At 58.7% G+C, this 25,535-nt stretch carries 22 protein-coding genes and 1 pseudogene; 6 read left to right on the top strand and 17 right to left on the bottom strand.

All coding sequences use genetic code 11. The features are described from left to right. Nucleotides 1-152: 152 nt before the first annotated feature. The 13 genes from glpK to FHX16_RS19790 all read right to left on the bottom strand — a co-directional run bounded on the left by glpK (nucleotide 153) and on the right by FHX16_RS19790 (nucleotide 15,865). Complete coding sequence (gene glpK / locus FHX16_RS19850) at nucleotides 153-1,655, bottom strand: glycerol kinase GlpK (protein WP_259129887.1); 1,503 nt, start codon at nucleotides 1,653-1,655, stop codon at nucleotides 153-155. A gap of 20 nt (nucleotides 1,656-1,675) precedes the next feature. Continuing rightward, nucleotides 1,676-3,181 carry a glycerol-3-phosphate dehydrogenase gene (gene glpD / locus FHX16_RS19845; protein WP_259129885.1) on the bottom strand — a complete coding sequence of 502 codons (1,506 nt, stop codon included), beginning with the start codon at nucleotides 3,179-3,181 and terminating at the stop codon, nucleotides 1,676-1,678. 1 nt (nucleotide 3,182) lies between these two features. Beyond that, complete coding sequence (locus tag FHX16_RS19840) at nucleotides 3,183-4,649, bottom strand: NAD-dependent succinate-semialdehyde dehydrogenase (protein ID WP_259129883.1); 1,467 nt, start codon at nucleotides 4,647-4,649, stop codon at nucleotides 3,183-3,185. Then, on the bottom strand, nucleotides 4,646-5,416 hold the full coding sequence (locus FHX16_RS19835; protein WP_259129881.1) for a sulfite exporter TauE/SafE family protein: 771 nt from the start codon (nucleotides 5,414-5,416) through the stop codon (nucleotides 4,646-4,648). The genes FHX16_RS19840 and FHX16_RS19835 overlap by 4 nt, the downstream gene beginning before the upstream one ends. A gap of 2 nt (nucleotides 5,417-5,418) precedes the next feature. Further along, nucleotides 5,419-7,410, bottom strand: a complete 1,992-nt coding sequence (locus tag FHX16_RS19830) for an alpha-glucosidase (protein ID WP_259130088.1) — start codon at nucleotides 7,408-7,410, stop codon at nucleotides 5,419-5,421. A gap of 11 nt (nucleotides 7,411-7,421) precedes the next feature. Next, nucleotides 7,422-8,186 carry an SDR family NAD(P)-dependent oxidoreductase gene (locus FHX16_RS19825; protein ID WP_259129879.1) on the bottom strand — a complete coding sequence of 255 codons (765 nt, stop codon included), beginning with the start codon at nucleotides 8,184-8,186 and terminating at the stop codon, nucleotides 7,422-7,424. A 9-nt stretch (nucleotides 8,187-8,195) separates the two neighbouring features. Next, nucleotides 8,196-9,080, bottom strand: coding sequence for an SMP-30/gluconolactonase/LRE family protein (locus FHX16_RS19820; RefSeq protein ID WP_259129878.1), 885 nt, complete (start codon nucleotides 9,078-9,080; stop codon nucleotides 8,196-8,198). A 10-nt stretch (nucleotides 9,081-9,090) separates the two neighbouring features. Further along, the gene (locus tag FHX16_RS19815; RefSeq protein ID WP_259129876.1) at nucleotides 9,091-9,891 is read right to left on the bottom strand and encodes an HpcH/HpaI aldolase/citrate lyase family protein; all 801 of its coding nucleotides are present in this window, start codon (nucleotides 9,889-9,891) and stop codon (nucleotides 9,091-9,093) included. A 10-nt stretch (nucleotides 9,892-9,901) separates the two neighbouring features. Beyond that, the gene (gene araD / locus FHX16_RS19810; protein ID WP_259129875.1) at nucleotides 9,902-11,647 is read right to left on the bottom strand and encodes an L-arabinonate dehydratase; all 1,746 of its coding nucleotides are present in this window, start codon (nucleotides 11,645-11,647) and stop codon (nucleotides 9,902-9,904) included. Beyond that, nucleotides 11,644-12,498 (bottom strand): carbohydrate ABC transporter permease, encoded by an 855-nt coding sequence (locus tag FHX16_RS19805; protein ID WP_259129874.1) that lies wholly within the window; start codon nucleotides 12,496-12,498, stop codon nucleotides 11,644-11,646. The genes araD and FHX16_RS19805 overlap by 4 nt, the downstream gene beginning before the upstream one ends. A gap of 4 nt (nucleotides 12,499-12,502) precedes the next feature. Then, a complete protein-coding gene (locus FHX16_RS19800) occupies nucleotides 12,503-13,438 on the bottom strand; it encodes a carbohydrate ABC transporter permease (protein WP_259129872.1) in 936 nt (311 codons plus the stop codon). 63 nt (nucleotides 13,439-13,501) lie between these two features. Beyond that, on the bottom strand, nucleotides 13,502-14,737 hold the full coding sequence (locus FHX16_RS19795; RefSeq protein WP_259129870.1) for an ABC transporter substrate-binding protein: 1,236 nt from the start codon (nucleotides 14,735-14,737) through the stop codon (nucleotides 13,502-13,504). Between the two features lie 51 nt (nucleotides 14,738-14,788). Continuing rightward, complete coding sequence (locus FHX16_RS19790; RefSeq protein WP_259129868.1) at nucleotides 14,789-15,865, bottom strand: ABC transporter ATP-binding protein; 1,077 nt, start codon at nucleotides 15,863-15,865, stop codon at nucleotides 14,789-14,791. A gap of 273 nt (nucleotides 15,866-16,138) precedes the next feature. On the opposite strand from FHX16_RS19790, the gene FHX16_RS19785 reads away from it, so the two are divergent. The 5 genes and pseudogenes from FHX16_RS19785 (at nucleotide 16,139) to FHX16_RS19765 (ending at nucleotide 22,058) form a co-directional block, all read left to right on the top strand. Then, nucleotides 16,139-17,170 carry a LacI family DNA-binding transcriptional regulator gene (locus FHX16_RS19785; RefSeq protein WP_259129866.1) on the top strand — a complete coding sequence of 344 codons (1,032 nt, stop codon included), beginning with the start codon at nucleotides 16,139-16,141 and terminating at the stop codon, nucleotides 17,168-17,170. Nucleotides 17,171-19,079: 1,909 nt separating this feature from the next. Beyond that, the gene (locus FHX16_RS19780) at nucleotides 19,080-19,316 is read left to right on the top strand and encodes a hypothetical protein (RefSeq protein ID WP_259129865.1); all 237 of its coding nucleotides are present in this window, start codon (nucleotides 19,080-19,082) and stop codon (nucleotides 19,314-19,316) included. Nucleotides 19,317-20,114: 798 nt separating this feature from the next. Next, the gene (locus tag FHX16_RS19775) at nucleotides 20,115-20,357 is read left to right on the top strand and encodes a DUF982 domain-containing protein (RefSeq protein WP_259129863.1); all 243 of its coding nucleotides are present in this window, start codon (nucleotides 20,115-20,117) and stop codon (nucleotides 20,355-20,357) included. A gap of 256 nt (nucleotides 20,358-20,613) precedes the next feature. Next, nucleotides 20,614-21,273, top strand: a pseudogene (locus FHX16_RS19770) (Crp/Fnr family transcriptional regulator); the annotation flags it as partial. A 419-nt stretch (nucleotides 21,274-21,692) separates the two neighbouring features. Then, entirely contained in the window at nucleotides 21,693-22,058 is a 366-nt protein-coding gene (locus FHX16_RS19765; RefSeq protein ID WP_405049301.1) for a response regulator, read from the top strand. Between the two features lie 145 nt (nucleotides 22,059-22,203). Here FHX16_RS19765 and FHX16_RS19760 read toward each other — a convergent pair whose 3' ends face one another. The 4 genes from FHX16_RS19760 to FHX16_RS19745 all read right to left on the bottom strand — a co-directional run bounded on the left by FHX16_RS19760 (nucleotide 22,204) and on the right by FHX16_RS19745 (nucleotide 24,654). Continuing rightward, the gene (locus FHX16_RS19760; protein WP_259129861.1) at nucleotides 22,204-22,392 is read right to left on the bottom strand and encodes a hypothetical protein; all 189 of its coding nucleotides are present in this window, start codon (nucleotides 22,390-22,392) and stop codon (nucleotides 22,204-22,206) included. A 100-nt stretch (nucleotides 22,393-22,492) separates the two neighbouring features. Further along, nucleotides 22,493-22,720 carry a cold-shock protein gene (locus FHX16_RS19755; RefSeq protein ID WP_259129860.1) on the bottom strand — a complete coding sequence of 76 codons (228 nt, stop codon included), beginning with the start codon at nucleotides 22,718-22,720 and terminating at the stop codon, nucleotides 22,493-22,495. A gap of 59 nt (nucleotides 22,721-22,779) precedes the next feature. Continuing rightward, nucleotides 22,780-23,181, bottom strand: coding sequence for a hypothetical protein (locus tag FHX16_RS19750; RefSeq protein WP_259129857.1), 402 nt, complete (start codon nucleotides 23,179-23,181; stop codon nucleotides 22,780-22,782). A 558-nt stretch (nucleotides 23,182-23,739) separates the two neighbouring features. Then, nucleotides 23,740-24,654, bottom strand: coding sequence for a MurR/RpiR family transcriptional regulator (locus FHX16_RS19745; protein ID WP_183756616.1), 915 nt, complete (start codon nucleotides 24,652-24,654; stop codon nucleotides 23,740-23,742). A gap of 61 nt (nucleotides 24,655-24,715) precedes the next feature. Here FHX16_RS19745 and FHX16_RS19740 point away from each other — a divergent pair, with 61 nt between their 5' ends. Beyond that, nucleotides 24,716-25,495, top strand: coding sequence for a transporter substrate-binding domain-containing protein (locus FHX16_RS19740; RefSeq protein ID WP_259129854.1), 780 nt, complete (start codon nucleotides 24,716-24,718; stop codon nucleotides 25,493-25,495). Nucleotides 25,496-25,535: the final 40 nt, after the last annotated feature.

Here is a 25,535-nt window from a genome sequence, read left to right as displayed (position 1 = left end):
CGTTGTCATCAGGCCGCGTCAACCTCCCATCTGCCCTCCCGCGGTGAGTGCGCACGCGCCGACGCGCCCTCCGATCACGCCAACCCCGATTTTTTCATTTGCCTGGCGGCATTTCGGCTAGCGGCGCGCGCAGGTTAATCCTCTAGGGCTCGCTAAGCCACCTGAGAAGCGAACTGGATGGTTGCCCGCACTGCTGCCTTCCACCCTCGAACCAACTGGAAATTCTGGTCAGCGTCCACGGATGGATGAAAGCCTTGTCCGATCTCCCGTTCGGCGGCGAACTGCTCCGGGCCGGGCCAGCACCCGGCGCCATGACCAGCCAGCCATGCAGCTCCGAGTGCTGTCACTTCGCTTGAACTTGATCGCTGGACAGTAAGGCCGACGATGTCTGAAAGGCGCTGCATTGCCCAGGCGTTCTTCGACACACCGCCATCGACGCGAAGCAGCGATATGGAGGCATCCGGCCAATCGCTTCGCATTGCCTGCATCAAATCATGCGTCTGGAGACAGATCGAATCCAGGGCCGCACGTGCAAGCTCCGCTGGACCTGAATTCCTGGTCAGGCCGAAGAGGGAGGCGCGGGCGCTCGGATCCCACCAGGGCGCGCCGAGGCCAGTAAATGCTGGAACAAGATAGAGCTGCTGCTCAAGGTCTGCCTGCTGGGCGAGGTCGGCGGTCTGATCGGCGCAGCCGATAATGCCGAGACCATCCCGCAACCACTGAACCGCAGCCCCCGCAATAAAGATGGAGCCTTCCAGTGCATAGGTTATCTGCGGCCCGATCTTGTAGCCTACAGTCGTCAGAAGACGGTTCTGTGAGACAACTCGATTGCTGCCGGTATTGAGCAACGCAAAACATCCCGTGCCATAGGTCGCCTTCATCCTGCCCGGTTCGAAGCACGCCTGGCCGACGAGGGAAGCGTGCTGATCGCCTGCCATCCCCCGTATGGGGACCGTGGCTCCGAGGATGTCGCCTTGCGCCAACCCGAAATCATCTATGTTATCAAGGATTTCCGGGAGAATGGAGCGAGGAATGTTGAAGCAACGCAGCAGCTCATCGTCCCACTGACCCGAGCCAATGTCGCACAGCATTGTCCGAGCGGCGTTGGTGATATCGGTTACATGTCGCTGACCGCCGGTCAGCCGGTAGACCAGCCAGCTGTCGACGGTCCCGAATGCCAGGTGACCTGCATCAGCTGCCTCTCGCGCCCCGCTGACGTGGTCGAGAATCCAGGCGATCTTGCTTGCCGAGAAATAGGCATCAATCAGCAAGCCTGTACGCGAGGCGATGAGGTCACTTGCTCCTTCAGCCCGAAGGCGGGCGCATGCATCGGCCGTACGACGATCCTGCCAGACAAGGGCGTTGTATATTGGCTTGCCGGTGCGACGATCCCACAGGATCGTTGTCTCCCGCTGATTGGTGATACCGATCGCGGCAATCTCCTGCGCTCCGACGGAGGCAGCTGCGATCGCATAGCGGGCCGTTTCGACAGTCGTACGCCAGAGGTCCTCAGGATCGTGCTCGACCCAACCCGAACGAGGAAAGTGTTGCGCAAATTCCTGTTGGCCGAACCCTTTTGCGCTGTAGTTCTTGTCGAAGACGATGGATCGTGTCGACGTTGTGCCCTGGTCAATTGCAAGGATGTAACCGCTCATTGTGCCCTCAATCGTCAGGTTCAGCCGGATGCTGCCTGGCTTGCAGACTGTTGGAGAAATGCCTCCAGTGCCTTGACGTCATCTGTGCCAAACCGGAGGCCGAGCTTGGTGCGCCGCCAAAGAATGTCATCGGTAGAGACGGCCCATTCTCGCCTGACGAGGTGCTCAATTTCATTGACGCCGAGATCCCCGGCTATGATCCTGCCGAGTTCACCCTGGGCACCGAGGATGTCAAAGGCCGACGTTCCATAGAGGCGAGCAAGACGACGGAGCGTCGCCTTCTCCACGCCTGGAGCATGCCGGACGAGCCTAGCAACGAGTGCATCGAACCCATCGACGGGAAAGTCGCCTCCGGGCAGAGGTGCGGTTGCCGTCCAGCTCGGCTTGCGGGCGCCGAGAAGCTGCTCGATCTCGGACAGCACGGACTCCGCCAGGCGACGGTACGTGGTGATCTTGCCGCCAAACACGTTGATCATCGCCCCACGTGCCTTATCGCCATCGACCTTCAGGACGTAGTCACGTGTCGCTTCCTGAGCGCTTGACGCGCCCTGTTCAAAGAGCGGGCGTATTCCGGAATAGGACCAGACGACATCCGTGGGAACGATCTGCTGCTTGAAGTAGGCACTCGCCGACACACAAAGGTACTCGGTTTCCTCGGCGCTGATCTTGACGGTTTCGGGGGCGCAAATATGGTCGCGATCCGTCGTGCCGATCAAGGTAAAGTCATCCTCGTAGGGAATGGCGAAGATAATCCGCTTGTCGTCGTTCTGGAATATATACGCCTTGTCATGTGCAAAGAGTTTGCGAACGACGATATGACTGCCTTGAACAAGGCGAACGTTGCGCGCTCCTTTTCCTTGCGCGGCCATTGACAGGACGCGGTCGACCCAGGGACCAGCCGCGTTGACGACGAGGCGCGCCGTGACCGAGCGGCTCGACTTCGTGATGCGGTTGACCAGGGAAACGGCAAATCCTTGCGCCTTGCGCGTCACCTCTGTGACCTCGGTGCGTGTGAGTATCTCCGCACCTCGTTCGGCCGCATCCCTTGCATTGAGCACGACCATGCGCGCATCCTGCACCGATGCGTCCGAGTACTCGAAGCCTTTCCTGAACTGATCGCTGAGCGGTGCGCCCGCAGCGTCCTTCTGCAAGTCGAGGACCTTGGTGGGCGGCAACTTCTTGCGCCCGCCAATGTGATCATAGATGAACAGTCCAAGGCGCAGCATCCAGGCAGGCCGAAGCGCCGAATGATGGGGAAGGACGAAGCGCAGTGGCCAGATGATGTGGGGCGCGAGGCTCCAGAGCACTTCCCGTTCCATGAGCGCTTCGCGAACCAGCCTGAACTCGTGATGCTCGAGATAGCGCAATCCGCCATGGATAAGTTTGGTGGAGGCAGACGACGTGCCGCTGGCAAGGTCGTTCATCTCGGCCAGCAATACCTTGTACCCGCGGCCTGCCGCATCGCGTGCGACGCCGCAGCCATTGATGCCGCCGCCGATGATGATCACATCATAGTCGAACGGCATCTCAGATCCCCGCGACGCAGACATACTTCAGCTCGAGGAAACCCTCGATGCCATACTTCGACCCTTCACGGCCCATGCCAGACTGCTTGATCCCGCCGAAGGGTGCCATTTCGTTGGCGATCATGCCAGTATTGACGCCCACCATGCCGGCCTCAAGGGCTTCGGAAACGCGCCACACGCGCGCCATATCGCGGGCGTAGAAGTAGGATGCGAGCCCGAACTCGCTGTCGTTTGCCATCGCGATGACATCCTCCTCGTCCTTGAAGGAGATAATCGGGGCGAGTGGCGCAAACGTCTCTTCCTTGGCAACCTTCATGGCCTGCGTGACGCCTGTGATGACGGTCGGCTGGTAGAAGTTGCTCCCAATATCGCTCTTGCTGCCACCGGCAAGAAGCTTGCCGCCATTGGCGAGCGCGTCGGCAACATGCTCCTCCATCTTGGCTACGGCGCGCTCGTCGATGAGAGGCCCCTGACTGACGCCCTCCTCGGTCCCGCGGCCAAGCCGCAGCTCGGACACCTTGGCAAGCAGCTTCTCCGTGAAGCTCTTCACGACGCCCTCCTGCACATAGATGCGGTTGGCGCAGACGCAGGTCTGTCCCGCGTTGCGGAACTTGGAAATCATGGCGCCAGCCACTGCGGCGTCGATGTCGGCATCGTCGAAGACGATGAATGGCGCGTTGCCGCCAAGCTCTAGCGACAGACGCTTTATGCCGTCGGCCGCCTCCTTCATCAACCACCGGCCAACCCCTGTCGATCCGGTGAAGGTGATTTTGGCAATCTTCGGATTATGGCAGAACTCGAGGCCGATCGGCTTGGCTTCCCCCGTAACGACTGAGAAGACACCTTTTGGCACGCCGGCGCGTTCTGCCAGCACGGCAAGCGCCAGCGCCGATAGCGGCGTCTGTGACGCGGGCTTCAGGATCATGCTGCAGCCAGCTGCAAGCGCAGGCCCGGCCTTGCGGGTGATCATGCCGTTTGGAAAGTTCCATGGGGTAATGGCGGCACAGACACCAACGGGTTGCTTCAGAACCATGATGCGCTGGCCCGGATTGGCACCCGGGATGATGTCGCCGTCGATGCGCTTTGCCTCTTCGGCAAACCATTCGAGATAGGCCGCGTTCGAGACGACCTCGCCCTTAGCTTCAGAAAGAGGCTTGCCCTGTTCCGTCGTCAGGACGAGAGCCAGGTCGTCGGCATTTGCAACGATCAGATCATACCAGCGCTTCAAGACCTGAGCGCGTTCCTTCGCGGTTTTCCGCGCCCACAATTTTTGCGCAATATCGGCGGCATCGATTGCCTTTTGGACAGTCTCGCGATCGAGGTCGGGGACCTTTGCGATCACCGTGCCATCGAACGGGTCGGTCACTGCGAATGTCTTGCCGGTGGGCGAGGAAATCCATTCACCGGCAACAAATGCCTTGTCGGTCAGAAGGGTCGAATCCTTGAGCGAGAGAGTGGATGCAGTCATGACAGACCTCCGATGATCTTGAAGAGAGCGGGTAAGGCGAGCGACAGGCCCGACAGGAAAAGCAGACCGAAGGCCATCCTGCGAAGTGACAGGTTGGAAATCGGCGGCGGCCAACGCTTTGCAGCGAAGGTAAACAGGATGACCACGGGTATTGCGAGCAGCCCCCACCAGAAGCCGGCCCGCGGCATGTCTCCGGCCAAGGCGACGACGGCAAGTCGAATGACGGCATTGATGGCAAAGACGGCAACAAGGGTCTCGCGGATCGTCGGCTGTGGCAACGGCTGACGATAGAGGTGATAGACGAGCGGCGGTCCGGCTGTTGAAAACAGCCCTCCCATCAATCCCGCAATGGCACCGAAGAATGCAAAGGATCCGGTGGAAGAAAGTCGGTCAAGCGGCTGGGGTTTCATTGCCAATTGTATGCTCGAGACCACGATCACCAGACCGAGCACGATCTTCAGCCAATCGATCGAGTGAGCCGCCATCAAGCCGAGAAGCCAGTAGCCGACAAAAAGCAAGAGAATGCTGGCGACAATGATCGGCACGAATCCACGCGCGGCAATGTCGCGCCAGCCTCTCACAAGAACCTGCACGGCATTGACGAATGTGAGACAGCTGACGAGGACGGCGGCGTCGGGTACGGCGATAACGCCGGTGAGCCCCACACCACCCATCATGATGAGGCCGAATGCAAATCCGGTCAGCGTCTGCAGATAAGCAGCGACCGCTGAAAGAAGCAGCAGAATGGCCAACCCGTGAAGATCCATCCCTAGAGCGCCCGTAGCTCTGCGAAATGGTCGGCAAATGGCGAGTCCGAGCGATAAAAGACCGGTGGCTCACCAAGCGGCGAGGCAACCGTGATCTCGTTGCCACCACGATATTGCTCGCCACTCCAGGCGTGCGTCCAATTCGAACCCTCAGGGAGGTACACGGTGCGCTCGTTTTGAGCGGCCTGCCAAACCGGTGCGACAAGCATGTCGGAGCCGTAGAGGTAGCTGTCCTGGATCCCGTAGGTCTTGCGGTCGTGTTCATAGTGCAGAAACAGCGGCCGCTGTACTGGCAGCCCCTTGTCCGAGGCTACCTGCGACAGCGATTTCAGGTAGGGCGCCATGTGGACATAGACGCCGGTCATGCGGGCGAAGTGCGCAAGGACGGCCGGATCCTGATCGATCTGGACGTTGTCGCGAGGGCGGTTGCCTTCATGGCTGCGCATGACGGGCGTGAAGGCTGCCATTTCAGCCCAGCGCATCAGCAGCTCGGGAGTGCGGACGTTACCAAAGAGGCTGGTATATCCACCGATGTCGGAGTGGTGATAGGCATTCCCCAGGAGACCGGCAGAAAGGGCCGCGCAGATGACGGTTACCAGGCCATCGTGTCGAGAAAAATCGACAGACTGGTCACCGCCCCACAAAAGCGGGCAGTGCTTCTGTACGCCGGTAAAGCCGGCACGCATGAAGAACAGCGCCTCGCCGGTTTTGCCACGGCTTGCAACCGCCTTGGCATTCACCTCGGCCCAGAGCGTCGGCCATTGATTGTGCATGATCTTCGCGTCGATGCCATTGGCCAGCTCGACGTCGATCGGCAGGTATTCGCCGAAGTCTGCCATCCATCCGGACAGACCGTAATCCAGCATCTTGCCGCCGATGACCTCGTCGGCAAACCAGTCGGCCGCCTCCGAGTTGGTGAAGTCGACGACGCCGCAGTCAAATTCGCCGAAGTCGACAAGCGCGGTGCGGCCAAATTGGTCCTTTGCGAAGTAACCGGCTTGGTCGGCTTCCTCAAACAGCGGCCCGTCAACGCAGAGATAGGGATTGACGTAGCCCAGGAAGCGAACGCCCTCGTCGTGGAGCTGTGCAATGCGCTGACGAAGACCTGGGTAACGTTCCTCGTTTGCCTGCCAGTCCCAGAACAGTCGGGCGCCGAAGGAGGTATGACGAAGGCCAACCCAGTCTTCGCACCAGAGACCGGAAACCTTGACGCCCGCTTCCTTCATCTTCTCCAGGCGGGTAAATGAATTCGTCCCGTCCTTGAGGCCGATGATCGCACCGTTGTAGATCCATTCCGGTAGCTGCGGCTGCCTACCAAAGCGTGCGGAGAGAGTTTCCACGAGTGCGACGAAGGTCGCTGCTGCGTATAGCTCGATGCGCTCGGGGACCGCCCAGGCCTCGATCTCATGAAATGTCTTGCGCCGGAAGTCGAACACTGAATAGGCGCTCGTCTCGACGTGAAGCGCATATCGGTTGGAGGAGATGAAGGTCGGCTGCGGGTAGTTGGTGTTGTAATAGTCTCCACCTGCCTTGCCCTCGACGTTCGACTTGAAGGTGATTTCGCTCATCTTGTCGCGGCCGACACCCGGTTCGGATGTCCAGAGCGGGAAGCGGCGCCCGCGCATGTCGAAATAGGACATCTGCTCGCCACCGCCCCAGACATGCTCGTCATGATCGGCAACGACGCGCATCCAGAAGCGGTTGATCGAAGGATCCTCCGACGATAACTCCAGTGCATTGTCCGTCAGCCTGAGCACCAGGCGGGCGGGCTGGCCTTCGCGCTCGCACAACGTGACTGCATCACCGTCGACCACCGCGTAACGAAGTGCACTGCGTTCGATCACGTAATCTTCGATCTCGAAGTTGCCGCGATACATGTCCATGCGCTCATCGCCATGGCCGACATAGATCGCCGGCATCGATGCACTGTGGCGCAGTATTGCGCGGCCGTTCAGCGAAATGGTGAAACCGTTGGGTGTTGTTTCGAGTATCATGTCCGTCATGCTCAGTTTTGTGTGAGGCCAGCGTCGACGACAAAGTTCGCGCCAGTGCAGCCGTCGCTCTCGTCGGAACCAAGGAAGAGTGCCATGCGGGCGACGTGGGTCGCGTCGAGCCGGAATTTCAGCGCCTGCTGATCGATGAACTGTTGGTTCTGTTCAGGCGAGGTCCAGAGCTTCAGCTGCCGCTCGGTGACGATCGCACCAGGCACGATGCAGTTGACGCGAATTCCGGATGGCCCAAGCTCGCGCGCCAATGTTCTGGTCATGCCATTGATGGCCGCCTTCGCCGTCGTATAGCCGACCATCCCCGGGCGGCCGCGCATCCATGAAATCGACCCCAGCATGATCACCGAGCCGCGAGCCTGCTCGGCCATGCGGCGGCTTGCTGCCTGTGTCGCAAAGAATTGATGATCAAGATTGAGCGCCAGTGCACGACGCCAGTAGTCGGGCTCGACCTCACCGATCGGGTGACGATCGTCCTTGCCGGCGTTGTTGATCAGCACGTCGATGGCGCCATGCTTGTCTTCGACGGCGCTGATCGCGCTCCGCAGCCGATCGATATTTGTTATATCGCAGCTCAGGAAGTCTGTCCCAGTCGCTGCGGCCGTGCGCGCACCGGTCTCGGCATCGATGTCGATGAACGACACTCTCCCGCCCTGTTCGGCAAAGGCTTTCACCATTTCTTCGCCGATGCCCGACGCACCGCCGGTGATCAGCACATTGCGGCCATAGAGCGAGGCGTAGCGGACGGAATCGTAAGGCGACGACATGAGTGGATCTCACACTTCGGGATCAAACAGGTTTTTTGGAAGACCGGCGACGTCGGTGCGCATGGAGAACAACGCGCCCGACAACGGGTATCTGGCAAGCTCGGCATCAGACCGCCCGACCCGCGCGCTGGTGCAATAGAGCGTTTTCATATCCGGGCCGCCGAAGGTCACCATGGTCGGGCACAGGGCCGGAACCGGATATTCCGCCAACAGCTTGCCGCTTTGATCGTAGCGCTGGACGCGTCCGCCCTCGAAAAGCGCCGTCCAGTAGCAGCCTTCCACGTCGACTGCACCACCATCTGGCCGCCCCTTGTCGGCTCCGCTCCCGAACCGGGCGAAGACCTGCCGATTGCTGACCGAGCCGCGTGTCGGGTCATAATCGAAGGTGTAAAGCGTGTAGCGAAGCGTGTCGGCGTGATAGAGCCGCTTTGCACCCGGCGAGAATGCAACGCCGTTCGATGTCAGTAGGCCGGAAGCAAGCTCGGCAAGCCCGTCGCGATCGAACCTATAGAGGCTGGCGATCCCCCGCTGCCGCGTCTCATCGACGGTGCCGGCGACAAAGCGCCCGGCCGGATCGACCATGCCGTCGTTGAAGCGACTGATCGACTGGTCCTCGGGATTGTCGGCGAGTTTGCGCAGAAGCGCGCCCTTTTCGTCAAGCAGCCACAAGCCGGATCGGAGACCTGCAATGAACCCGCCACCCTTTGCAAGCCCGATGCATCCGACCTCTTCAGGCAGTTCCATGGCCGTCAGGTGCCGCGACAATGGATCGAAGCGGTGGATCCGGCAGGCTTTGATATCGACGAAGTAAAGCACCTGTTCGGCAGATGACCATAGAGGGCACTCGCCAAGAAGGGTGTTCGCTTCGAGAACGGGTATGAAGCCGGTGCTCACCTTCGCCACCTCAATAGGCAGCTGCCGGCAATGCCGGCTTGGCAGCACTACCGTTCAGGACACCCAGCCATTCGTTGGCGCGGCCGGTCATCATGGCAACGTCGGACGCCATTGCCGCAAAGCTGTAGCCATACCCGATAAACCTTTGAACCATCTCGGGATTGGGACCGACGATGCCGATCGGCTTGCCGGCGGAACGTGCAACTTTGGCTGCTTTCTCGATCAGCGTCTGAACCTCGGGGTGTGCGATGTTGCCAATGTGTCCCATGGCCGCCGACAGGTCGCCGGGGCCGACGAAGACGCCATCGATACCTTCGACGGCGGCGATCTCCGGCAGTCGCTCGATTGCTTCGGGCGTTTCGAGCTGAACGATCGTGCAGATCTGGTCATTGGCCCACTTCAGGTAGTCGGGGATCGTCCCGAACTTCGAGCCGCGGTGAACGGCAGCGACACCGCGAACACCTAGCGGCGGATAGCGCGTGTAAGAAGCAGCCGCCTTCGCCTCGTCGGCGGTCTGGACGAACGGCAGCATGACGGTACGTGCGCCGGCATCAAGGACGCGCTTGACCAGCACCTGATCGTTCCAGGCGAGGCGAACAACCGGTTCGGCCGGCGTGCAGCCTACGGCTCTTAGAATCTGGGCAAGGTCGGAGACTTCGATTGGCACATGCTCCATGTCGACCACGAGGAAGTCGAAGCCGACGTAGCCAAGCGCCTCCGCCGTCGACGGAGCTGCGGCCATCAGCCATGTCCCAAGCGGGGTGCGTTCGCCAGCTTTGATCCAGCTCTTGAAATTGTTGGTGAGGCTCATGCTTGTATCCTTAGAAAATGACGGGATCCGGCACGACGGCCGTACCGCTCAGGAAATCGAAATCGCACCCTTGATCTGCCTGGCTGACATGCTGCTGGTAGAGAGCAGCAAAGGAGCGATGGTAGACGGGGGCTGCGGGCTTCCACTCGCGACGGCGCTGTTCGAGTTCCGCCTCGTCGACCCTCATGTTCATGGAGCCTGCCGCAACGTCGAGCTCAACCAGGTCACCGGTCTTCAAGAGAGCAAGCGGGCCACCGATCGCTGCCTCTGGAGAGACGTGAAGAATGCAGGTGCCGTAATGGGTACCGCTCATCCGCCCGTCGCAAATGCGCACCATGTCGCGCACCCCCTGCTTGAGGAGTTTCTTCGGGATCGGCAGATTACCCCACTCCGGCATGCCGGGCGCGCCGACAGGACCGGCGTTGCGAAGGACGATAACGGTATCCTCGTTGATGTCGAGATCGGGATCATCGAGGGTCTTGTTCATGACGGCAGGATTGTCGAAGACGATTGCCGGGCCGACATGCTTCAAGAACTTCGGATTGGCGGCCGACGATTTCATGACAGCGCCATTCGGAGCCAGGTTGCCGCGCAACACCTCGAGCGTCTTGCCGCGCGACAGCGGCACGACAGGATTATCTTCGCCGCGGATGACGTCGTCGTTCCAGCACTCGGCGTCCGCGATGTTGTCACCGAGCGTGCGTCCGTTCACGGTCAGGCAGTCAAGATCCAGCCGGTGTGAAAACTTCTTCAGGAGGGCCCGCAATCCGCCCGCAAAATAGAAATCCTCCATCAGGAACTCGCCCGACGGGAAGACATTGGCCGCGACCGGAACCTTTGCCGCCATGGCCGCCATATCGTCAAGCGTGAGTGCAATGCCGGCGCGCCTGGCCATGGCGATCAGGTGGACGGCGGCATTTGTCGAGCCGCCAAGCGCCATATAAGCGACGAGCCCATTCAGGAAGCTTGCGCGATTGAGGATGCTTGAAGGCTTCAAATCCTCCCAGACCATTTCGACGATGCGCACGCCGCAGGCAGATGCCATGCGCGGATGTCCAGAATCGACTGCCGGGATCGAGGAGGCGCCAGGTAGCGTCAGCCCCATGGCGTCGACGATCGAGGTCATGGTCGAGGCCGTTCCAATGGTGTTGCAGGTGCCCGCCGTGCGGGTCATGCGGCTTTCGAGGTCAACCCAGTCCGACTGGGTAATATTTCCAGCCCGCAACTCGTCCCAGTATTTCTTCGTGTGGGTACCGGCGCCGGTCTTCGTTCCGCGCCATTGTCCATTCGACATCGGGCCGGCTGGACAGAAGATGACCGGAATATCCATCGAGATCGCGCCCATCAGAAGCGCCGGCGTGGATTTGTCGCAGCCACCAAGCAGGACAGCACCGTCGATCGGATGTGATCTGAGCAGTTCCTCGCATTCCATCGCCAGGAAGTTGCGATAGAGCATGGTGGTCGGCTTGACCATGACCTCACCGACAGAAAGGGCCGGCATCTCGACCGGGTAGCCACCGGCCTGCCACACGCCACGCTTGACCGCCTCGGCGCGGTCACGCAGGTGGGCGTGGCATGGACTCATTTCGCTCCAGGTGTTGATGATCCCGATGACCGGTCGGCCCAGGAACTCATCGCGGCGCATGCCCATCTGCTGGGTGCGCTGGCGATGCGCGAAACCGCGCATGTCGTCGGAGGCAAACCAGCGCTGGCTGCGCAGGTCGGCAAGATCACGTTTTGCTTTCACGCCGGTCATCCCTTGATACCACCCGCTGTCAGACCGGACACCACGCGCTCCTGGAAGATGACGATCAGGACCGCAACCGGCACGATGCCGACTACGAGTGCCGCCGATATCACCGGCCACGGGAACGCAAACTCGCCCTGATAGAGCTGGATGCCGACGGGAAGCGTCCGAAGTTGCGGATTTGAATTGAACGAGAGGGCGAGAAGGAATTCGTCCCAGGCGTTGACGAAGGCGAGGATGCCGGCGGTAAAGACGCCAGGTGCGCACAGCGGCACCACGATCTTGAAGAGCGCGCCAAGCCGCGTGCAGCCATCAATCATCGCAGCGCTCTCAAGATCGCGCGGAATCCCCTCGAAAAACGAAACCAGCATAAGCGTGCACACCGGCAGGCTCAGCACCGTGTAGGGCAACACCAGGGCAGTCCAGGTGTTAAGGAGGTTCAGTGTCCTCATGATTTCGAACAGAGGAACAAGCAACGTTACCAGCGGGAATGTCGAGACAGCGATGATGGCAGCGAGAATGAGACCGCGATGCTTCAGGTTCAGGCGTGCAAGGGCGTATGCCGCAAGCACCGAGACCAGCAGTGTCAGCACGGTCGACAGGAGCGCCACCATGAAACTGTTGAACAGAAACAGGTGAAGCGGCTGGTCGGAGAAGGCCTGCATGTAGTTCTGCAGCGTCGGCGCGTACGGAAACCAGGTGATCGGCTTGGCCGTCAGCTCGCCTTCCGTCTTCAGCGACGTGAACAGGATCCAGAGCGCTGGAAACATGCCGTTGACGAGCAGGATGATGGCGGCGATTGCGCGAAGCGGCTTGCCGGAAAGAAAGCTACCGGGACCCGATGCAGTGGTGGTGGTCATTGCGCTACTCCTTGGTGCGGATCATGCGCAGGTAGACGGCGGTGACGCACATGGAAAGCGCGAACATCACGACGGCAAGCGCAGAGCCGTAACCGAGATCGAGGAAGGAGACGGTGTTCTGGTGGATATACATGGCAAGTGTCGCCGTCGATGTGCCGGGACCACCACCCGTCATCATGTAGGGGATATCAAAGGTTTGCAGCGACGTGATCGTCCGGAAAATCAGGGCGACGACGATCGAGGGCTTAAGCAGCGGCAACGTGATCTCGAAGAATTGGCGCAGCCGTCCAGCGCCGTCGACATCGGCTGCCTCGTACAGTGAACGCGGAATGGTCTGTAGGCCCGCCAGGATGATCAGTGCCATGAAGGACGAGGTCTTCCAGATGATTGTCAGACAGATTGCAGCAAATGCCCAGTTCGGCGAGTTGAACCAGATGACACCAGGCAGGCCGACGCGGTTTAGAACATCATTGACAACGCCGTATTCTGAATGGAAGAACCACGCGAAGATCAGGCCCGCAAAGGACAGGGGAAGCGCCCAGGGGACCAAGAGCGACAGGCGGACGGGCCACTGGGAGCGAAACGGCAGGTTTGCCATCAACGCGAGCCAGAGGCCAACAATAAGGGCGCCTGGGACGGTGATCAGGGTAATGAGCACGGTATTCCAGGTGGTTTCCCAGAAGACCGGATCGTCGATCATCAGACGGTAGTTTTCGAGGCCGGCGAACTCGGCCGGCAGGCCCGATGTAAGCGACAGGCTGAAGAAGCTCGTATAGGCCAGCCGACAGACGGGATAAACGATGATCAGCGCAAGCAGGAGCGCTGCCGGTGCAAGCAGGAGAATGGCCAGCGATCTGTCACTGAGATCCAGCCACCGCACCCATGCAGCCTGGCGCGGCTCGACATCGGCGCTGATCTTGAGGGAGGTTGTGGTCGCCATGACAGGTGTTCCGGTCCATTGGGTGGTTTTTTGAAGGGCGACCAGAGGCCGCCCTTCGATTAATCAGCGAAGGATGCGCTTCAGCCGCGACTCGATCTGGCTTGCGCCCTCTTCCGGTGTCGAGACGCCGGCAAGAACCGCGTTGACGGTGGTGCGGATCGTTTCGCTCACCTCGTTATAGCGAGGGGTGACCGGGCGCGGCTTGGCGGTTTGGACAACGTGGAGCGCATCGGCGAACCAGGGAGCGGCCTTGGTTACATCGCCATCCTTGTAGAGATCGGCGTAGGTCGGCAGCAGCGATGCGTTGATGGCCATGAATTTCGAAACCTCGGGGCTCGAAAGGTAGGCAACGAGCTTCTTGGCTTCATCCTGATGAGCGGAGAAGGCTGAAACGCCCCACTCCCAGCCACCGAGGCAGGTCGCGGATTCACCACCCGTCATCGCCGGCAGGCGGGCGACACCAACCTTGCCCGCAACAGCCGACTCCGGTCCCTGTGACTGTGCCCAGGCATAGGACCAGTTTACTGCGAAGACCACGTTGCCGGCCTGGAATTCCTTGCGCGTGTCGTCAGTTGCCACTTCAGCGATGTTCTTCTTGGCAACACCGTCATCGGCAAAGCTCTTCCACAGTGCGAGCGACTTGACGGCCGCATCATGATCAAAGGACAGGCGACCGTTGTTCGTCAGCGCCTTGCCCTGGCTCCAGTACGGCAGCAGGAAGGTGCACACGGCGCCCTCAATGGCTTTTCCTTGGAACGACAGCCCCTGGAGATCGGGGTTTTTCTCGCCGTCGGTGATGGTCTTTGCGGCGGTCTTCAACTCCTCCCAGCTCTTCGGCGGTTGGATGCCGTATTTATCGAGCAGATCCTTGCGATAGTAGAGGAACTGGGCGTCGGCAAAGGCCGGCAGGGCAACGGTCTTGCCACCAACGGTATTGGCTTCGGCATAGGCCGGCAGGTAGGTGGAAAGATCCTTGCCTTCGACGTCGACGGTCCAGCCAGCGGCGGCAAACTGGGCAGGACGGATGACGTCAAGGATGAGCACATCCAGGGACGAATCCTTGGCCGACATCACCGTGTTGAGATATTGCGCCTGCGCTTCCGACGTGTTGCCGCCGGTCTCGATCGTCACCTTGACGCCCGGCGTCTTGGCTTCGTACTGATCGAGCGCCTTGCGCCAGACGTTCGGCTGGTGCTGGCTCGAAATGTAGATTTTCAGCTCCGTATCGGCGAGAGCTGGTGCCGCGAAACTAAAGATCGTGGCGCAGGCGAGAGCGGCAGCTCTGATATTGCGGTTCATGTTTTCCTCCCATTGAAGTTCGTAAGGACCAGGCGCGCAAACGCCTGGACGTCAGTGAATGGCGCGCTCGCTGGCGGCGTCGAAAAGGTGGATTTTCGTTGGATCAATGCCGACCGTCAGGGTCTCGCCGACGGTTGGACGAACCTCAGGCGGCATTCGCGCCGTCAAGGTGGCGTCCCCCATGGAGAAGTGAACGAGCGTATCGGACCCGAGCGGCTCGACGACCTGAACACGACAGTTCAGGCTCGAACCACCAGACTGGGATTTGATGAAATGCTCGGGTCGGATACCGACGACAAACTCGCGGCCGTCGACGGCGGACAGTCCATTGCCTGGTATGGCCGAGAGCGGAAGCTGGTCGCCATTTGGCAGATGCAGGCTGGAGCCCTGCGCCTTTGCCTTGGTGAAGTTCATCGCCGGAGAGCCAACAAAGCCTCCAACAAAGACGCTTGCCGGACGGTTATAGACCTCGTCCGGGGTGCCCACCTGCTCGATATCGCCGCCCCTGAGAATGACGATGCGATCGGCAAGCGTCATGGCCTCGACCTGATCATGGGTGACGTAGATGATCGTTGTGCCAATGGTCTGGTGCAGCCGCTTGATCTCGGTGCGCACCTGTCCGCGCAGCTTTGCGTCGAGGTTGGAGAGCGGTTCATCGAACAGGAAGACCTGCGGACGGCGGACGATTGCGCGGCCCATGGCGACGCGCTGGCGCTGGCCGCCCGACAATTGCCCTGGGCGACGGTCGAGCAAATGACCAATTCCGAGCATCTCGGCCGCCTGACCGATCCGCTTGTCGATCTCTGCCTTGCTCATGCCGCGGACCTTGAGGCTGAAGCCCATATTTTCGCGGACGGTCTTGTGGGGATAGAGCGCATAGTCCTGAAACACCATCGCGATATCGCGCTCGCGTGGAGCCAGTTTGTTGACGACCCGGTCGCCAATTCGAACCTCACCGCCGGTGATCGCTTCAAGACCCGCAACCATTCTGAGTGTCGTCGACTTCCCGCATCCCGACGGGCCGACAAAAACGACAAACTCGCCGTCCTGGATTTCCAGGTCGATACCTTTGACGATGCGCAGCGCGCCGTAGCTCTTGTCGAGCTTGCGTAAACTTACCGAGGCCAAGATTTCCTCCCTAACGCGATGTCAATTGAGCGCATCGCTGTCTCAAAAAGATGGAGGAATCATAGCGCTACGATTCACGAAGATCAAGAGGGGAGCAGCGCGGCCAGACCTCACGCAACGAATCCCGTGAATAGAGCCGCCCTACTAAGTGCCTTAACCTACTGTATAAACATACGTTTACTCATTTAGTCACCTTGCGCATGTTGCAAGCATCACCGTTCCGGCATACAATAATTTTAATTTGCAGCGCTATGATTTTGCGAGAGGCAGTCGATGGAAGCTATGAAGCGGCAACGCCGCAAGATGCAAAGCGTCACGATGATGGACGTCGCCGAAAGGGCCGACGTGTCGCCGTCGACAGTCTCGCTTTATCTACGCAAGCCTGATGCGGTCTCGGCTGCCGCAAGCAGAGCCATCGCAGAGGCGATCGATGCGCTGAAATATGTCCCCAACCTCATGGCAGGCGGGCTTGCCGCAGCATCGTCGCGCGCCGTGAGCGTGATCGTGCCGTCGGTGCGCAACGCATTCTTTGCTGAAACGGTTGCAAGCATGCAGACCGAGCTTGGCAAGGAACGCCTGCAGGTCATGCTTGGCCACTCCGAATACAGCGAGCGCGAGGAGGAAAACCTCGTCAAGATGGCGCTGTCGTGGAAGCCTGCAGCGATTGTCCTCACCGGTCTCTCGCACACCGCCACGACACGCCGGCTGTTGAGGGATAGCAACGTGCCTGTTGTCGAGCTGTGGGAACTTGGCGGCGAGCCGATCGACATGGCCGTCGGCTTCTATCATGAACAGGTTGGAAGTACTGCAGCGACGCACCTTGTCCAGCGCGGGCGAAAGCGATTGATCTATATCGGCGCCCGTCTCCAGGAAGACCGCAGGGCCGCATTTCGCGCAGACGGCTTTATCCAGGCCGCCCGCGAGGCAGAGGGTGTCAGCGCCGAGATAGTAGAGCACCCGGCGCCCGCCAGTGCCGCCATTGGAGCAATGCTGCTTGCTGAAGCAATCAAGCGATATCCTGATGCGGATGCCATAGCCTGCTCGAACGACCATATTGCGCTTGGTGTCATATTCGAATGCCAGCGCATCGGCATTGCGATTCCCGAGCGGCTTTCCGTCATTGGCTTCGGGGACCTGAGTTTCAGTTCGGCATGTAACCCGGCACTGACGACGATCAGGCCACCTGGGGACCTGATCGGCACTGAAGCTGCCAGGCTTATCCTGGAAAGGATGAACGGCACCGTACGCCCCAAATCATATGTGATTGATACGCGCTTCACCCTGCTGCAAAGACAGAGTAGTTGACCGCTTCTCATCTACTGCGCGGGCGGTGGGCTGCCCGATCGCCAACCATGACCAAAACTGCGATCAAATGCGCCACCTCGCCAGCCGAAGTCATCGGGCCGGCGGACGACCCGTTGCCATCGACTTCACGGCGTCAAATGCCGCCTGCCCGCCAGCTTTCCTCACCATTCTTTGATTGGCTGCGACCGCACCGACGATAAGCCCCCACCGAGCAAATAGGCTCCCTTTGCTGCAATGTTTTGCCAATCGTTTTCCTGGCGGCAAATCTCATGGAGAGGAAACATGGCATTGCTTCCCGTGAGTTTTGCCGGCCTTGGGCTGGCTGCCCTGGGCGACGGATTGACGGTTGCCTACCCACGCGGCGATCGATATAGAGCTCGGCTCCGGGGTGGTTCTTCGACATGAGCCGCGGGACAATCGATGGCCCATTCAACGTTGATCCTCGACGGTACGGACGCTCGCACTTGTGCTGCACGAACTGGAAACAAGTGCCATCAAGTACGGCGCGCTTGGCCAGTCCGGTGCGTCGCTATCTATCAGTGGCGCGTCCAGCCGGGCTGGAACAGCAAACCATGGCTCAAGGTCAATTGGAACGAGTCAGATTGGATGCCTGCTGAATACGCTTCGCACGGATATGCCGGCTATGGACGCGAGTTGATTGAAAAGACGTTGCCCTACCAGCTCCGGGCAAAGACGAGCTTCGTTCTCGGGGAGAACGGCCTTCGTTGCGCGATCCACCTGCCTATCTCCGAAAGACAATATTAGCATGAAGCGACGACAGCAGTCGTCGAAGACGAATATTTCATCGCAATGGGACATCGAACTGGCCTTAGCCACGCGCGGTGCGACTGTGTTGGGACCCCGTTGCACATCGGGAGATAGCAACAGAACTGGTGGAAAAAGAACATGTCGACGCAGCACTTCGTAATGTCAATGTTCATAGCGAGTTGGATTTCACGATGGCTGACATCCTGGCGAAAAGGAACATACCGTTCATTTTTACAACCGGCTATGACCTCTCCGGTACAGATCGGCGGATCGACTTCAGAAACCTGTCGATTTGCGAGAGCTGATAACGAAGCCGCTTGCAATGTGTTGAGATCCTGATTCTGGCCAGGAGCTTTCCTGGAGATCTACTGATCAGGCTTTGTTGACGGCGGGCGGAGTGGCCCTAGGGCGGCCAAAAGATCTCTCGATGTCTTATGGCCCTTGAGAAAAAGGTCCAATAGTCTGGACGCAGCAACGCTGCCGACGAGACTGTTCGGATCAACCTTAGTCTCCTTGCACCACTCGGAGAACGCGTCGAATACCGGAGAAAGATCATCGAACGAAATTGTACGGAGCATTTCCGACACTCATCGCCCTCCAACTTAGAGGGGCGAAAGCAACTCGTGTGCTTCCAGTCGATCGTAGCCAGGAGATGCCGACCGATGGATAAACCCTATGGAGGATTAAGAACGGCCGCAATTAACTTTGACATAGCGTGATGCGCTGATGTTAATCGTATTTTACATCTTGTCGGTCGCCGGCGTGCTACTGGGCGGCATCCTGGGAACCATGATAAGACGGTGTACCGCGCATCATCTGGATTTCAAAACCGGGCCCTGCCCCGGTCCCTGCACTTCCCAACGGGCGCCCACCCTCCCCTTTCACATGCGCCCGGTCGCGCGGCTGGGCGCCTCTCGACTGCGAAGCGCGTTTCGTCGGCGAGGAGGCGTCTGGGACGCCACGATTTTACCATCCCGCGATTAAATAAGGCAAAAAGAAGAATTAACTTAGAAGGCGGGGCGGTCAAACCCTTCGCGTTTCCTTTTATTTCTAACACCCTATGTATCCCGGGTCGGCCCATAGACACTGGCGGGACCGCTTGAGAGATGACTGTGCTCTTGCCGCCCAGGAGAGCACGGACATGACGAAGTCTTTATCTTCCTCTCTCGATGAACTTCAGATGAAGATTGTTCTGGACGCGGTTCAAGAGTGGTGCTCAACACGTCGAGTGGATATCGATAGTGATGAAGGCCGCTGGGCAATGACAGTGGCCGTTGACCGTATTCAGACTGTCGATCCATATTCTGCCGCCGCCACTAATGAAATGGTGCGGTACCTTAGTTCCGCTTGCAGTTCCGAAGCGACCCACAAAGCGTAACCAAACTCCCGCGCTTGCCGATAATTTGCTGATGGACAGCCTGCGCAATTCTGCCCGTACGTGCCGAACCTGCGGGATGGACTGCAAGAGGATAGCTACCATGCCTCTCTGTAAGAGTGGTGGACGTACTGGCCATGTCGATCGGCATTGAGCGATGCCCCGTGAAGCCGAGCACGCTGCCGAAGCCCCGTGGAAATACAATCTCAATTTTTGGTTTTACTGCAAAGGCTGATAAAAACAAAAAATTGCATTAATTCTTTGCATCCCGAGCCACTCTCGGGCATGATGATTTCATCAGCAGCCATTGTTAAGGGCGCTTCTGACCAGGGCTTGGGCCCTCGCCCCAATTAGAAGGAGGACCTCAGTGTCTTCCCCACTCGGCTACGTCTTACATTCCAGGGACCTGACGATGCTGCAAGGCGTCTTGGAGGAAGCTGGATACAATTCTGCCAAAAGTGTTGCGCATCCTGAGCGATACGACCTTGCGGCGAAGCTTCTCATACAACGTTTTCAAGGCGGGATGACTTCCGCCGACGACCTAACCAGGGAACTGAAAAGGGTCTTCGGCCCGACGATTTCTGCAATGTCTCCACCGAGCTTCGAGCGGACGCGCGCCTCTATTCAGGGACTGCCATTGCCGTAGAAAAGTCGGGGAACGGCCTTGCTTCTCCAACTGCCCATGTAGACTGACAAGCGGGATTCGAGGAAGGATCGCGCGGGTGACCAATGTTTCTCACTCACATTGTGCGCGGGCTAATCGTGTAATCCACTAATCCGCGAATTTGGCCGGCCACGCCTATGTCAACACTTGAATGGGTCATCGTAATTGTAGAGCGCAACCGGTCATTCCACACCGTGTCGTCTGCAGAGCAAGCTCTTGAGCTGCTTCTCAAGAACTGGCCAGTTACCACCGGCACCACCTTTATCTCGGCGATGGAGGCTTGCGCCGGCGCGCTTAGAGGGGCGGTCAGCCAGGGAGAAGCGCAAGCCGCATTTCTCGCCGCAGCCCTTCAAGCGGGAGTCGTGTTTCGGAACGCCTAATTCCTCCCGTACTTCCTGGCGGCCGTTGCGTTAAAGCCCCGCCTTATCAGATCGATTGCGTAAAAAGCTGTGGCTGGGCGAAACGGCAAAGAGATGTGGGTCGCAAGTTAAGAAAAACTAGAACAATGCCTGCGCACGGTAACACCGAAATCGTACGAACCTGCTGTGGCACTGGCGGAACATTTGACCACGCCGTACGGTTAGACTTCTATTCATAGGCGTTTGGTAACACCCAAGCTCCGGCATGGAGCAAGTAATGGTACGCCTCGACCAATCGAATGTCGGCAACACTCTTCTGCGGACGATCAGTGCGCAAACCTTCGGCCGGCTCGCTCACGGCATGGAGCGCGTCGATCTGCCACCAAACATGTTCTCGTCGAGGATAGTGTCCCTCCCGACTACATCTATTTTCTGGAGAGCGGCCTTGGGTCCATGGTCGCCACCAGTTCCAACGACGAAGCTATCGAAGTGGGGCATATCGGCCGGCAAGGCGCGTCCGGTATGCATCTGATGCTCGCCATAGAGGGAGCGCCCGGGCGGACCTTCATGCAAATGGCTGGCAGTGGCATCCGCGTCCCAGCATCGCTATTCATGAAAGCAGTCACTGAGGATGAGGAGCCCGGGCCGTTTTTCTTTGTTATTTTCATACCTCCGTCGTCCAGCTCGCTCATTCGGCCTTGGCCAACGCCCGATACAACATGCAGGAACGATGGCTCGATGGCTTTTGATGTGCCATGATCGCCTCGATGGCGACAATCTCGGTGTGACCCACGAGTTCCTAGCGCTGATGCTGGGAGTTCGGCGTTCGGGTGTTACCGAACAGCTTCACGTCCTGGAAGGTATACGGGCCATTCGGTCCACACGCCGAAACATCCACGTGCGGGATCGAGAGAAGCTGATAACTATCGCAGGCGGCAGCAGCAGCGACGACGTTACCTTGATACCAACAGGCAAAACGTTGGCGGCAGTATTTCGTTGCTCTCACCGCGCGTCCGGCCCACTTAGCCTACAGGAGTTTCCTGTCGCTGAGAACCGTGATCCGTTCCGGGCGATGCAGGCACGGCGGTCGAAAGCGTTTCTCGGCGTCCGTGGCGACCAAGGGAATCGCGACGTTCTCCTAACCTCTGTGTGTGAAGAATCCAGGCGTTTGAGGACCTCGGTCATTTTCCCTTCACTCATTCTTCGCTCTTGGCGTCTAACAGTAATGTCGCCACGCTTTTCCGGTCGCAAATTTCCTTGCTGGAACCAGGCAGTCGATGGCGCGTTTGTACGCCAACGTACATTCCCTCGCGGTTTGGCCCTAGAGCATTCCTCCAAAGAGAAAAGCGAGCAAACGTGCCTGACTCTCAGCCAGTCGTGCTTGTCGTGGAAGACGAGCCATTCTTGCGTTTGTCGACCGTCGCAGATCTTGAGGACGACGGTTTCATCGTGCTCGAGGCATCGAGCGCAGATGAAGCGATTGAGATTATCGAGGGTCGCCCGGACATCCAGGTGATCTTCACTGATATTGACATGCCCGGCAGCATGGATGGGCTGCGGCTCGCCGCGTTTGTTCGGGATCGCTGGCCGCCAATCAAGATCATTATTACATCTGGCAACAATTTGCCCGGTGCCAGTCTTCCACGCGACGTTCCTTTCATGGGCAAGCCATACAAACGTCAGGACGTGACGTCGGCGATTCGAATGATAATTTCACAGTGACGCTGCGAAGGGTTCATTTTTGGGAGGAGCAACGTCGGTGGCCGTTGCACCAAGCCTGTGGAATCAAGCGACGCCTGGCCACAGTGTCGAAATAGAGTTTTGAGCAGCCCCTGGAACGGCTGCTAGTAATCTGCGTAGTGGTCGTTCAACGGCTAGCATAATCCTGCCCGTCCCGCGCTAGCCGCGCGTCTCGAAGACGCTGTGTCTTGACTTGGCGCGCTTGCTCTTCAGTTTCCAGTTCCTGGACGCCTTGGCCGTGCGCGCAGAACTGGGACTGGATAAGGCTAAACGCAATTTCGGCCTGCTGCCGGGATTTGCTGTAGGTCTGAGTCATGAAAATTCCCTTAGTCTGCAAAGCGATGGATAGGAAAATGCCGGGCAACCTGCCCGGCCTTTCAGATAATCGTGCCGTCCCAGTGCCACTAGATCCGTGGTCAAAGAGATGGCAGGTCACAATTGGCGACCTGCAGGTTGCAGGCCGACATCTTCCCCGACTTGATGTCGCGCTCGAGCTCGTAACCAATCTTCTGACCCTCTATGATTTCGCGCATTCCGGCGCGTTCGACGGCAGAGATGTGAACGAGCGCGTCCGCGCCGCCGTTATCGGGCTGGATAAAGAAGCCCTTCGTGGAGTTGGACCATTTTGCTGTGCCAATGGTCATGATGAACCCTTTCAAAGCATAGAGTGCAGGACTGCAGAGGCTGCGCTTCCCGGACGACGTTACGATTGTTTCTGAAAGAGAAGGTTCGAATAGAGCGCGGTGCCAATCGCGCGGTAGACAAAGCTTGGCAAGCAAAAGATCGATAAAACTAAAAATAGAGACATTCCAGAAGAAGTCAACCGGACGTGGGCCAGCCGTTTACCAGCAGACCCGCCGTGCTGCGAGGAGAGGAAGATGCCGGACACCGAAGGTCTTTCCCTACCCGGCGCGACCTTCTCATGGCCTCGTTTGCAGCTCTTGCGGCTCCAGCTCTGCCGACGCCAATGGATGCAACACAGAAGAGAACAAACGCCTACGCGAACGACGACACCGGGTTCGCCGAGAAACATGTCGAACGCAACGGACGTCGGATCTACGTGCGCGACTATCCCGACGGCGGCACCGCGTTCGTGATGATCCATGGCTTCCGGACAATAGCCGTATCTATAGGGACGTCGCTCCGCTATTATTTGCCGCCGGGCGCGGGGTTATCGCCTTCGACTTCCTCGGATTCAGTGCGTCTCAAGGCGCGGCCTGGTCTAACGGGCGATGACGAAGGTAGCTGCGGGGCACGTGGTCAGATACGGCGCCGTGTTCTAACCATCTGGGCTCCGAGCTCCACACCCCAGTTGCTCAGGAGCTGAAATAGTTCAACGGATCGATCGCGCTTCCCGCGGCAGGATCCGCCGCCAAATCCGCAGGCTAGCGCACAACCTTGGCTGCTGGCAATTGCGCGGCGACCTTCGAAAGCGTTCTCAGTTGAGGCGGCGGCATGGCTTCTCTTGGGTCGTTGCGATAGGCCGGTAGCAGGTTTCGAATTCAGAGAAGAGGGTCGCAAATACGGGTGAGACTAAGGATTGAAGACGCCGCAGTAGCGATCACGCCCTCGAGCCCGGGAACATCAACCTTCCGCTTGTTGCCGCCCCCGCTGGCGATGTTACCTAGAACACTGCGTCGCTGACGTCGCTGGTATGTTCTGATCAGCCGCTGCCCGCGAGATAAGTTGCTATGGCACTTGCAAGTCTTTCGGCTTTTTTGAGGTTTTCTGGGTCAGAAATCAAAAACTCTGAAACCAAGGCCTCGATCAACACCAGACCTGGCACGCTGCTGCTGGAAATCACCGGATGCTGAGCGGGCGCGAGCAGCAACTCATTCGCGTATTCGGATATCGGTGATGCAGTGGAGTCGGTCAAAGCGATTACCTCTGCACCTCGCTCCCGTGCGAAGCGGACCATTTCAACCGCGTCTTTCGAGTAACGAGGGAAAGAGATCGCTACGACGAGATCTCCCGTCGTGGACGAAGCCAGGCGCGCCGCAGCGGATTCGGTACCACCGTACTGCGCAATATTGACGACATTCTCTCGATAGGGCTGTAAACCCAACGTCAACATCGCCGCCAAGTGGGCGCTCAAGCCAAAACCGACGACGTACACACGATTGGCTGACCCTATCTTTCTGGATGCCGCCTTCAGCCTGTTCGCGGTTTCGGTCTCTTGAAGTTGGGCAACCAAAACTGCTGCTGATGCGAGACTTCTTTCAACCGCCCCGTTCCGCGAGCTGTCATCGCTCATTGTTTCGTTGAGCTTGCTGACAGGCGCGATGAGCGAGCCGATGATATTCCCGACAGCGGCCCGAAACTCGGCGAAACTGGCAACACCCAGATCCCGGGCGTATCTACTTATTGTCGAGGTCGAGACGCCTGTGATTTGCGAGAGGTCTTCAATGCCCCGGGTTGCTACAAAAACAGGATCCCTGAGCGTGAACTCCGAGAGTTGACGCTGGGACGCGGTTCCCTCCCTGAGTAATCGCGAGATTCTCTTTCCCAGCTTCGAAGTCGAGAATTGGCGGTCTGACTCCGCTGACCAGACTTTTGGATTATGGGAATCTGTTTTCATAAATTGACACCGTGAAAAAAAGTTGCCATCCTTGGAGCATACTAACGCTGAGGAGGAAATTATGCGTCTGAAAATTGCTGGGGTAATAGCATTAACACTATTTGCAACGCATCTTCGTGCCGAGGAGGCGACGGTCAGAGTGGGAGTTGAAGGCAACTACCCCCCATTCTCCCAAGTCAGCCCCGATGGGACCTTGAGCGGATTTGACATCGACATAGCCAACGCGATCTGCACGGAGATGAAGACAAAGTGCGCGATGGTCCAGCAGGAATGGGACGGCATGATTCCAGCCCTGAATGCGAGCAAGTTCGATATGATTGTCGCTTCCATGAGCATCAACGAGAAACGCAAAAAGGCGGTCAACTTCTCGAAACCGTACTATGATGTCCCCTCGCGCTGGATCGCGAAAGACGGCGCTTTCAAGTCGTGGAAGCCTGAGGACCTCAAGGGCAAGACGATCATCGTCCTCAGAAATTCGCCCCGGGCAGAATATCTGGCGAAGAACTACCCCGACAGCAATGTCCTGGCAGTAGACAAGGAACCAGCGGTCTACCTCGAACTTGCCGCAGGTCGCGGAGACATCGCATTCGGCTCGTCTGTCGTCTCAGCCGAGTCGTTCCTGAAAAAACCTGAAGGAAAAGGATTCTCACAGGTCGGTGATACTCTATTCCTCGATGAGGGAACCGACGGCGGTGTGGGAATAGCACTTAGGAAGACCGACGACAATTTGCGGGCCAAGGTCGACGAGGCGCTAACAAACGTGATGAAGAACGGCACTTACAAGCAGATCGCTGCGAAGTATTTCGATTTCGACGTCACGCCGCTGTCCGCCAGGAAGTAAGTGCGTTCGGCTCCAGCGCAGGCAAAAAAAGGCGCTGGAG

The sequence above is a fragment of the Rhizobium sp. BK661 genome, assembly GCF_024808825.1.
In the GTDB taxonomy this organism is placed as follows: Bacteria; Pseudomonadota; Alphaproteobacteria; order Rhizobiales; family Rhizobiaceae; genus Rhizobium.
Note: the sequence above shows the minus strand (reverse complement) of the source record. Positions and strands in the feature narration are given on the sequence as shown.

Excerpts from the sequence above, each read along its gene's own strand:
- glpK (WP_259129887.1), bottom strand. The coding sequence starts at position 1,655 with ATGAGCGGTTACATCCTTGCAATTGACCAGGGCACAACGTCGACACGA.
- glpD (WP_259129885.1), bottom strand. The coding sequence starts at position 3,181 with ATGCCGTTCGACTATGATGTGATCATCATCGGCGGCGGCATCAATGGC.
- FHX16_RS19840 (WP_259129883.1), bottom strand. The coding sequence starts at position 4,649 with ATGACTGCATCCACTCTCTCGCTCAAGGATTCGACCCTTCTGACCGAC.
- FHX16_RS19835 (WP_259129881.1), bottom strand. The coding sequence starts at position 5,416 with ATGGATCTTCACGGGTTGGCCATTCTGCTGCTTCTTTCAGCGGTCGCT.
- FHX16_RS19830 (WP_259130088.1), bottom strand. The coding sequence starts at position 7,410 with ATGATACTCGAAACAACACCCAACGGTTTCACCATTTCGCTGAACGGC.
- FHX16_RS19825 (WP_259129879.1), bottom strand. The coding sequence starts at position 8,186 with ATGTCGTCGCCTTACGATTCCGTCCGCTACGCCTCGCTCTATGGCCGC.
- FHX16_RS19815 (WP_259129876.1), bottom strand. The coding sequence starts at position 9,891 with ATGAGCCTCACCAACAATTTCAAGAGCTGGATCAAAGCTGGCGAACGC.
- araD (WP_259129875.1), bottom strand. The coding sequence starts at position 11,647 with ATGACCGGCGTGAAAGCAAAACGTGATCTTGCCGACCTGCGCAGCCAG.
- FHX16_RS19805 (WP_259129874.1), bottom strand. The coding sequence starts at position 12,498 with ATGACCACCACCACTGCATCGGGTCCCGGTAGCTTTCTTTCCGGCAAG.
- FHX16_RS19800 (WP_259129872.1), bottom strand. The coding sequence starts at position 13,438 with ATGGCGACCACAACCTCCCTCAAGATCAGCGCCGATGTCGAGCCGCGC.
- FHX16_RS19795 (WP_259129870.1), bottom strand. The coding sequence starts at position 14,737 with ATGAACCGCAATATCAGAGCTGCCGCTCTCGCCTGCGCCACGATCTTT.
- FHX16_RS19785 (WP_259129866.1), top strand. The coding sequence starts at position 16,139 with ATGGAAGCTATGAAGCGGCAACGCCGCAAGATGCAAAGCGTCACGATG.
- FHX16_RS19780 (WP_259129865.1), top strand. The coding sequence starts at position 19,080 with ATGACGAAGTCTTTATCTTCCTCTCTCGATGAACTTCAGATGAAGATT.
- FHX16_RS19775 (WP_259129863.1), top strand. The coding sequence starts at position 20,115 with ATGTCAACACTTGAATGGGTCATCGTAATTGTAGAGCGCAACCGGTCA.
- FHX16_RS19760 (WP_259129861.1), bottom strand. The coding sequence starts at position 22,392 with ATGACTCAGACCTACAGCAAATCCCGGCAGCAGGCCGAAATTGCGTTT.
- FHX16_RS19755 (WP_259129860.1), bottom strand. The coding sequence starts at position 22,720 with ATGACCATTGGCACAGCAAAATGGTCCAACTCCACGAAGGGCTTCTTT.
- FHX16_RS19750 (WP_259129857.1), bottom strand. The coding sequence starts at position 23,181 with ATGGATCATCACGAACGCGGTGCCGCCGTCGGGATAGTCGCGCACGTA.
- FHX16_RS19745 (WP_183756616.1), bottom strand. The coding sequence starts at position 24,654 with ATGAAAACAGATTCCCATAATCCAAAAGTCTGGTCAGCGGAGTCAGAC.
- FHX16_RS19740 (WP_259129854.1), top strand. The coding sequence starts at position 24,716 with ATGCGTCTGAAAATTGCTGGGGTAATAGCATTAACACTATTTGCAACG.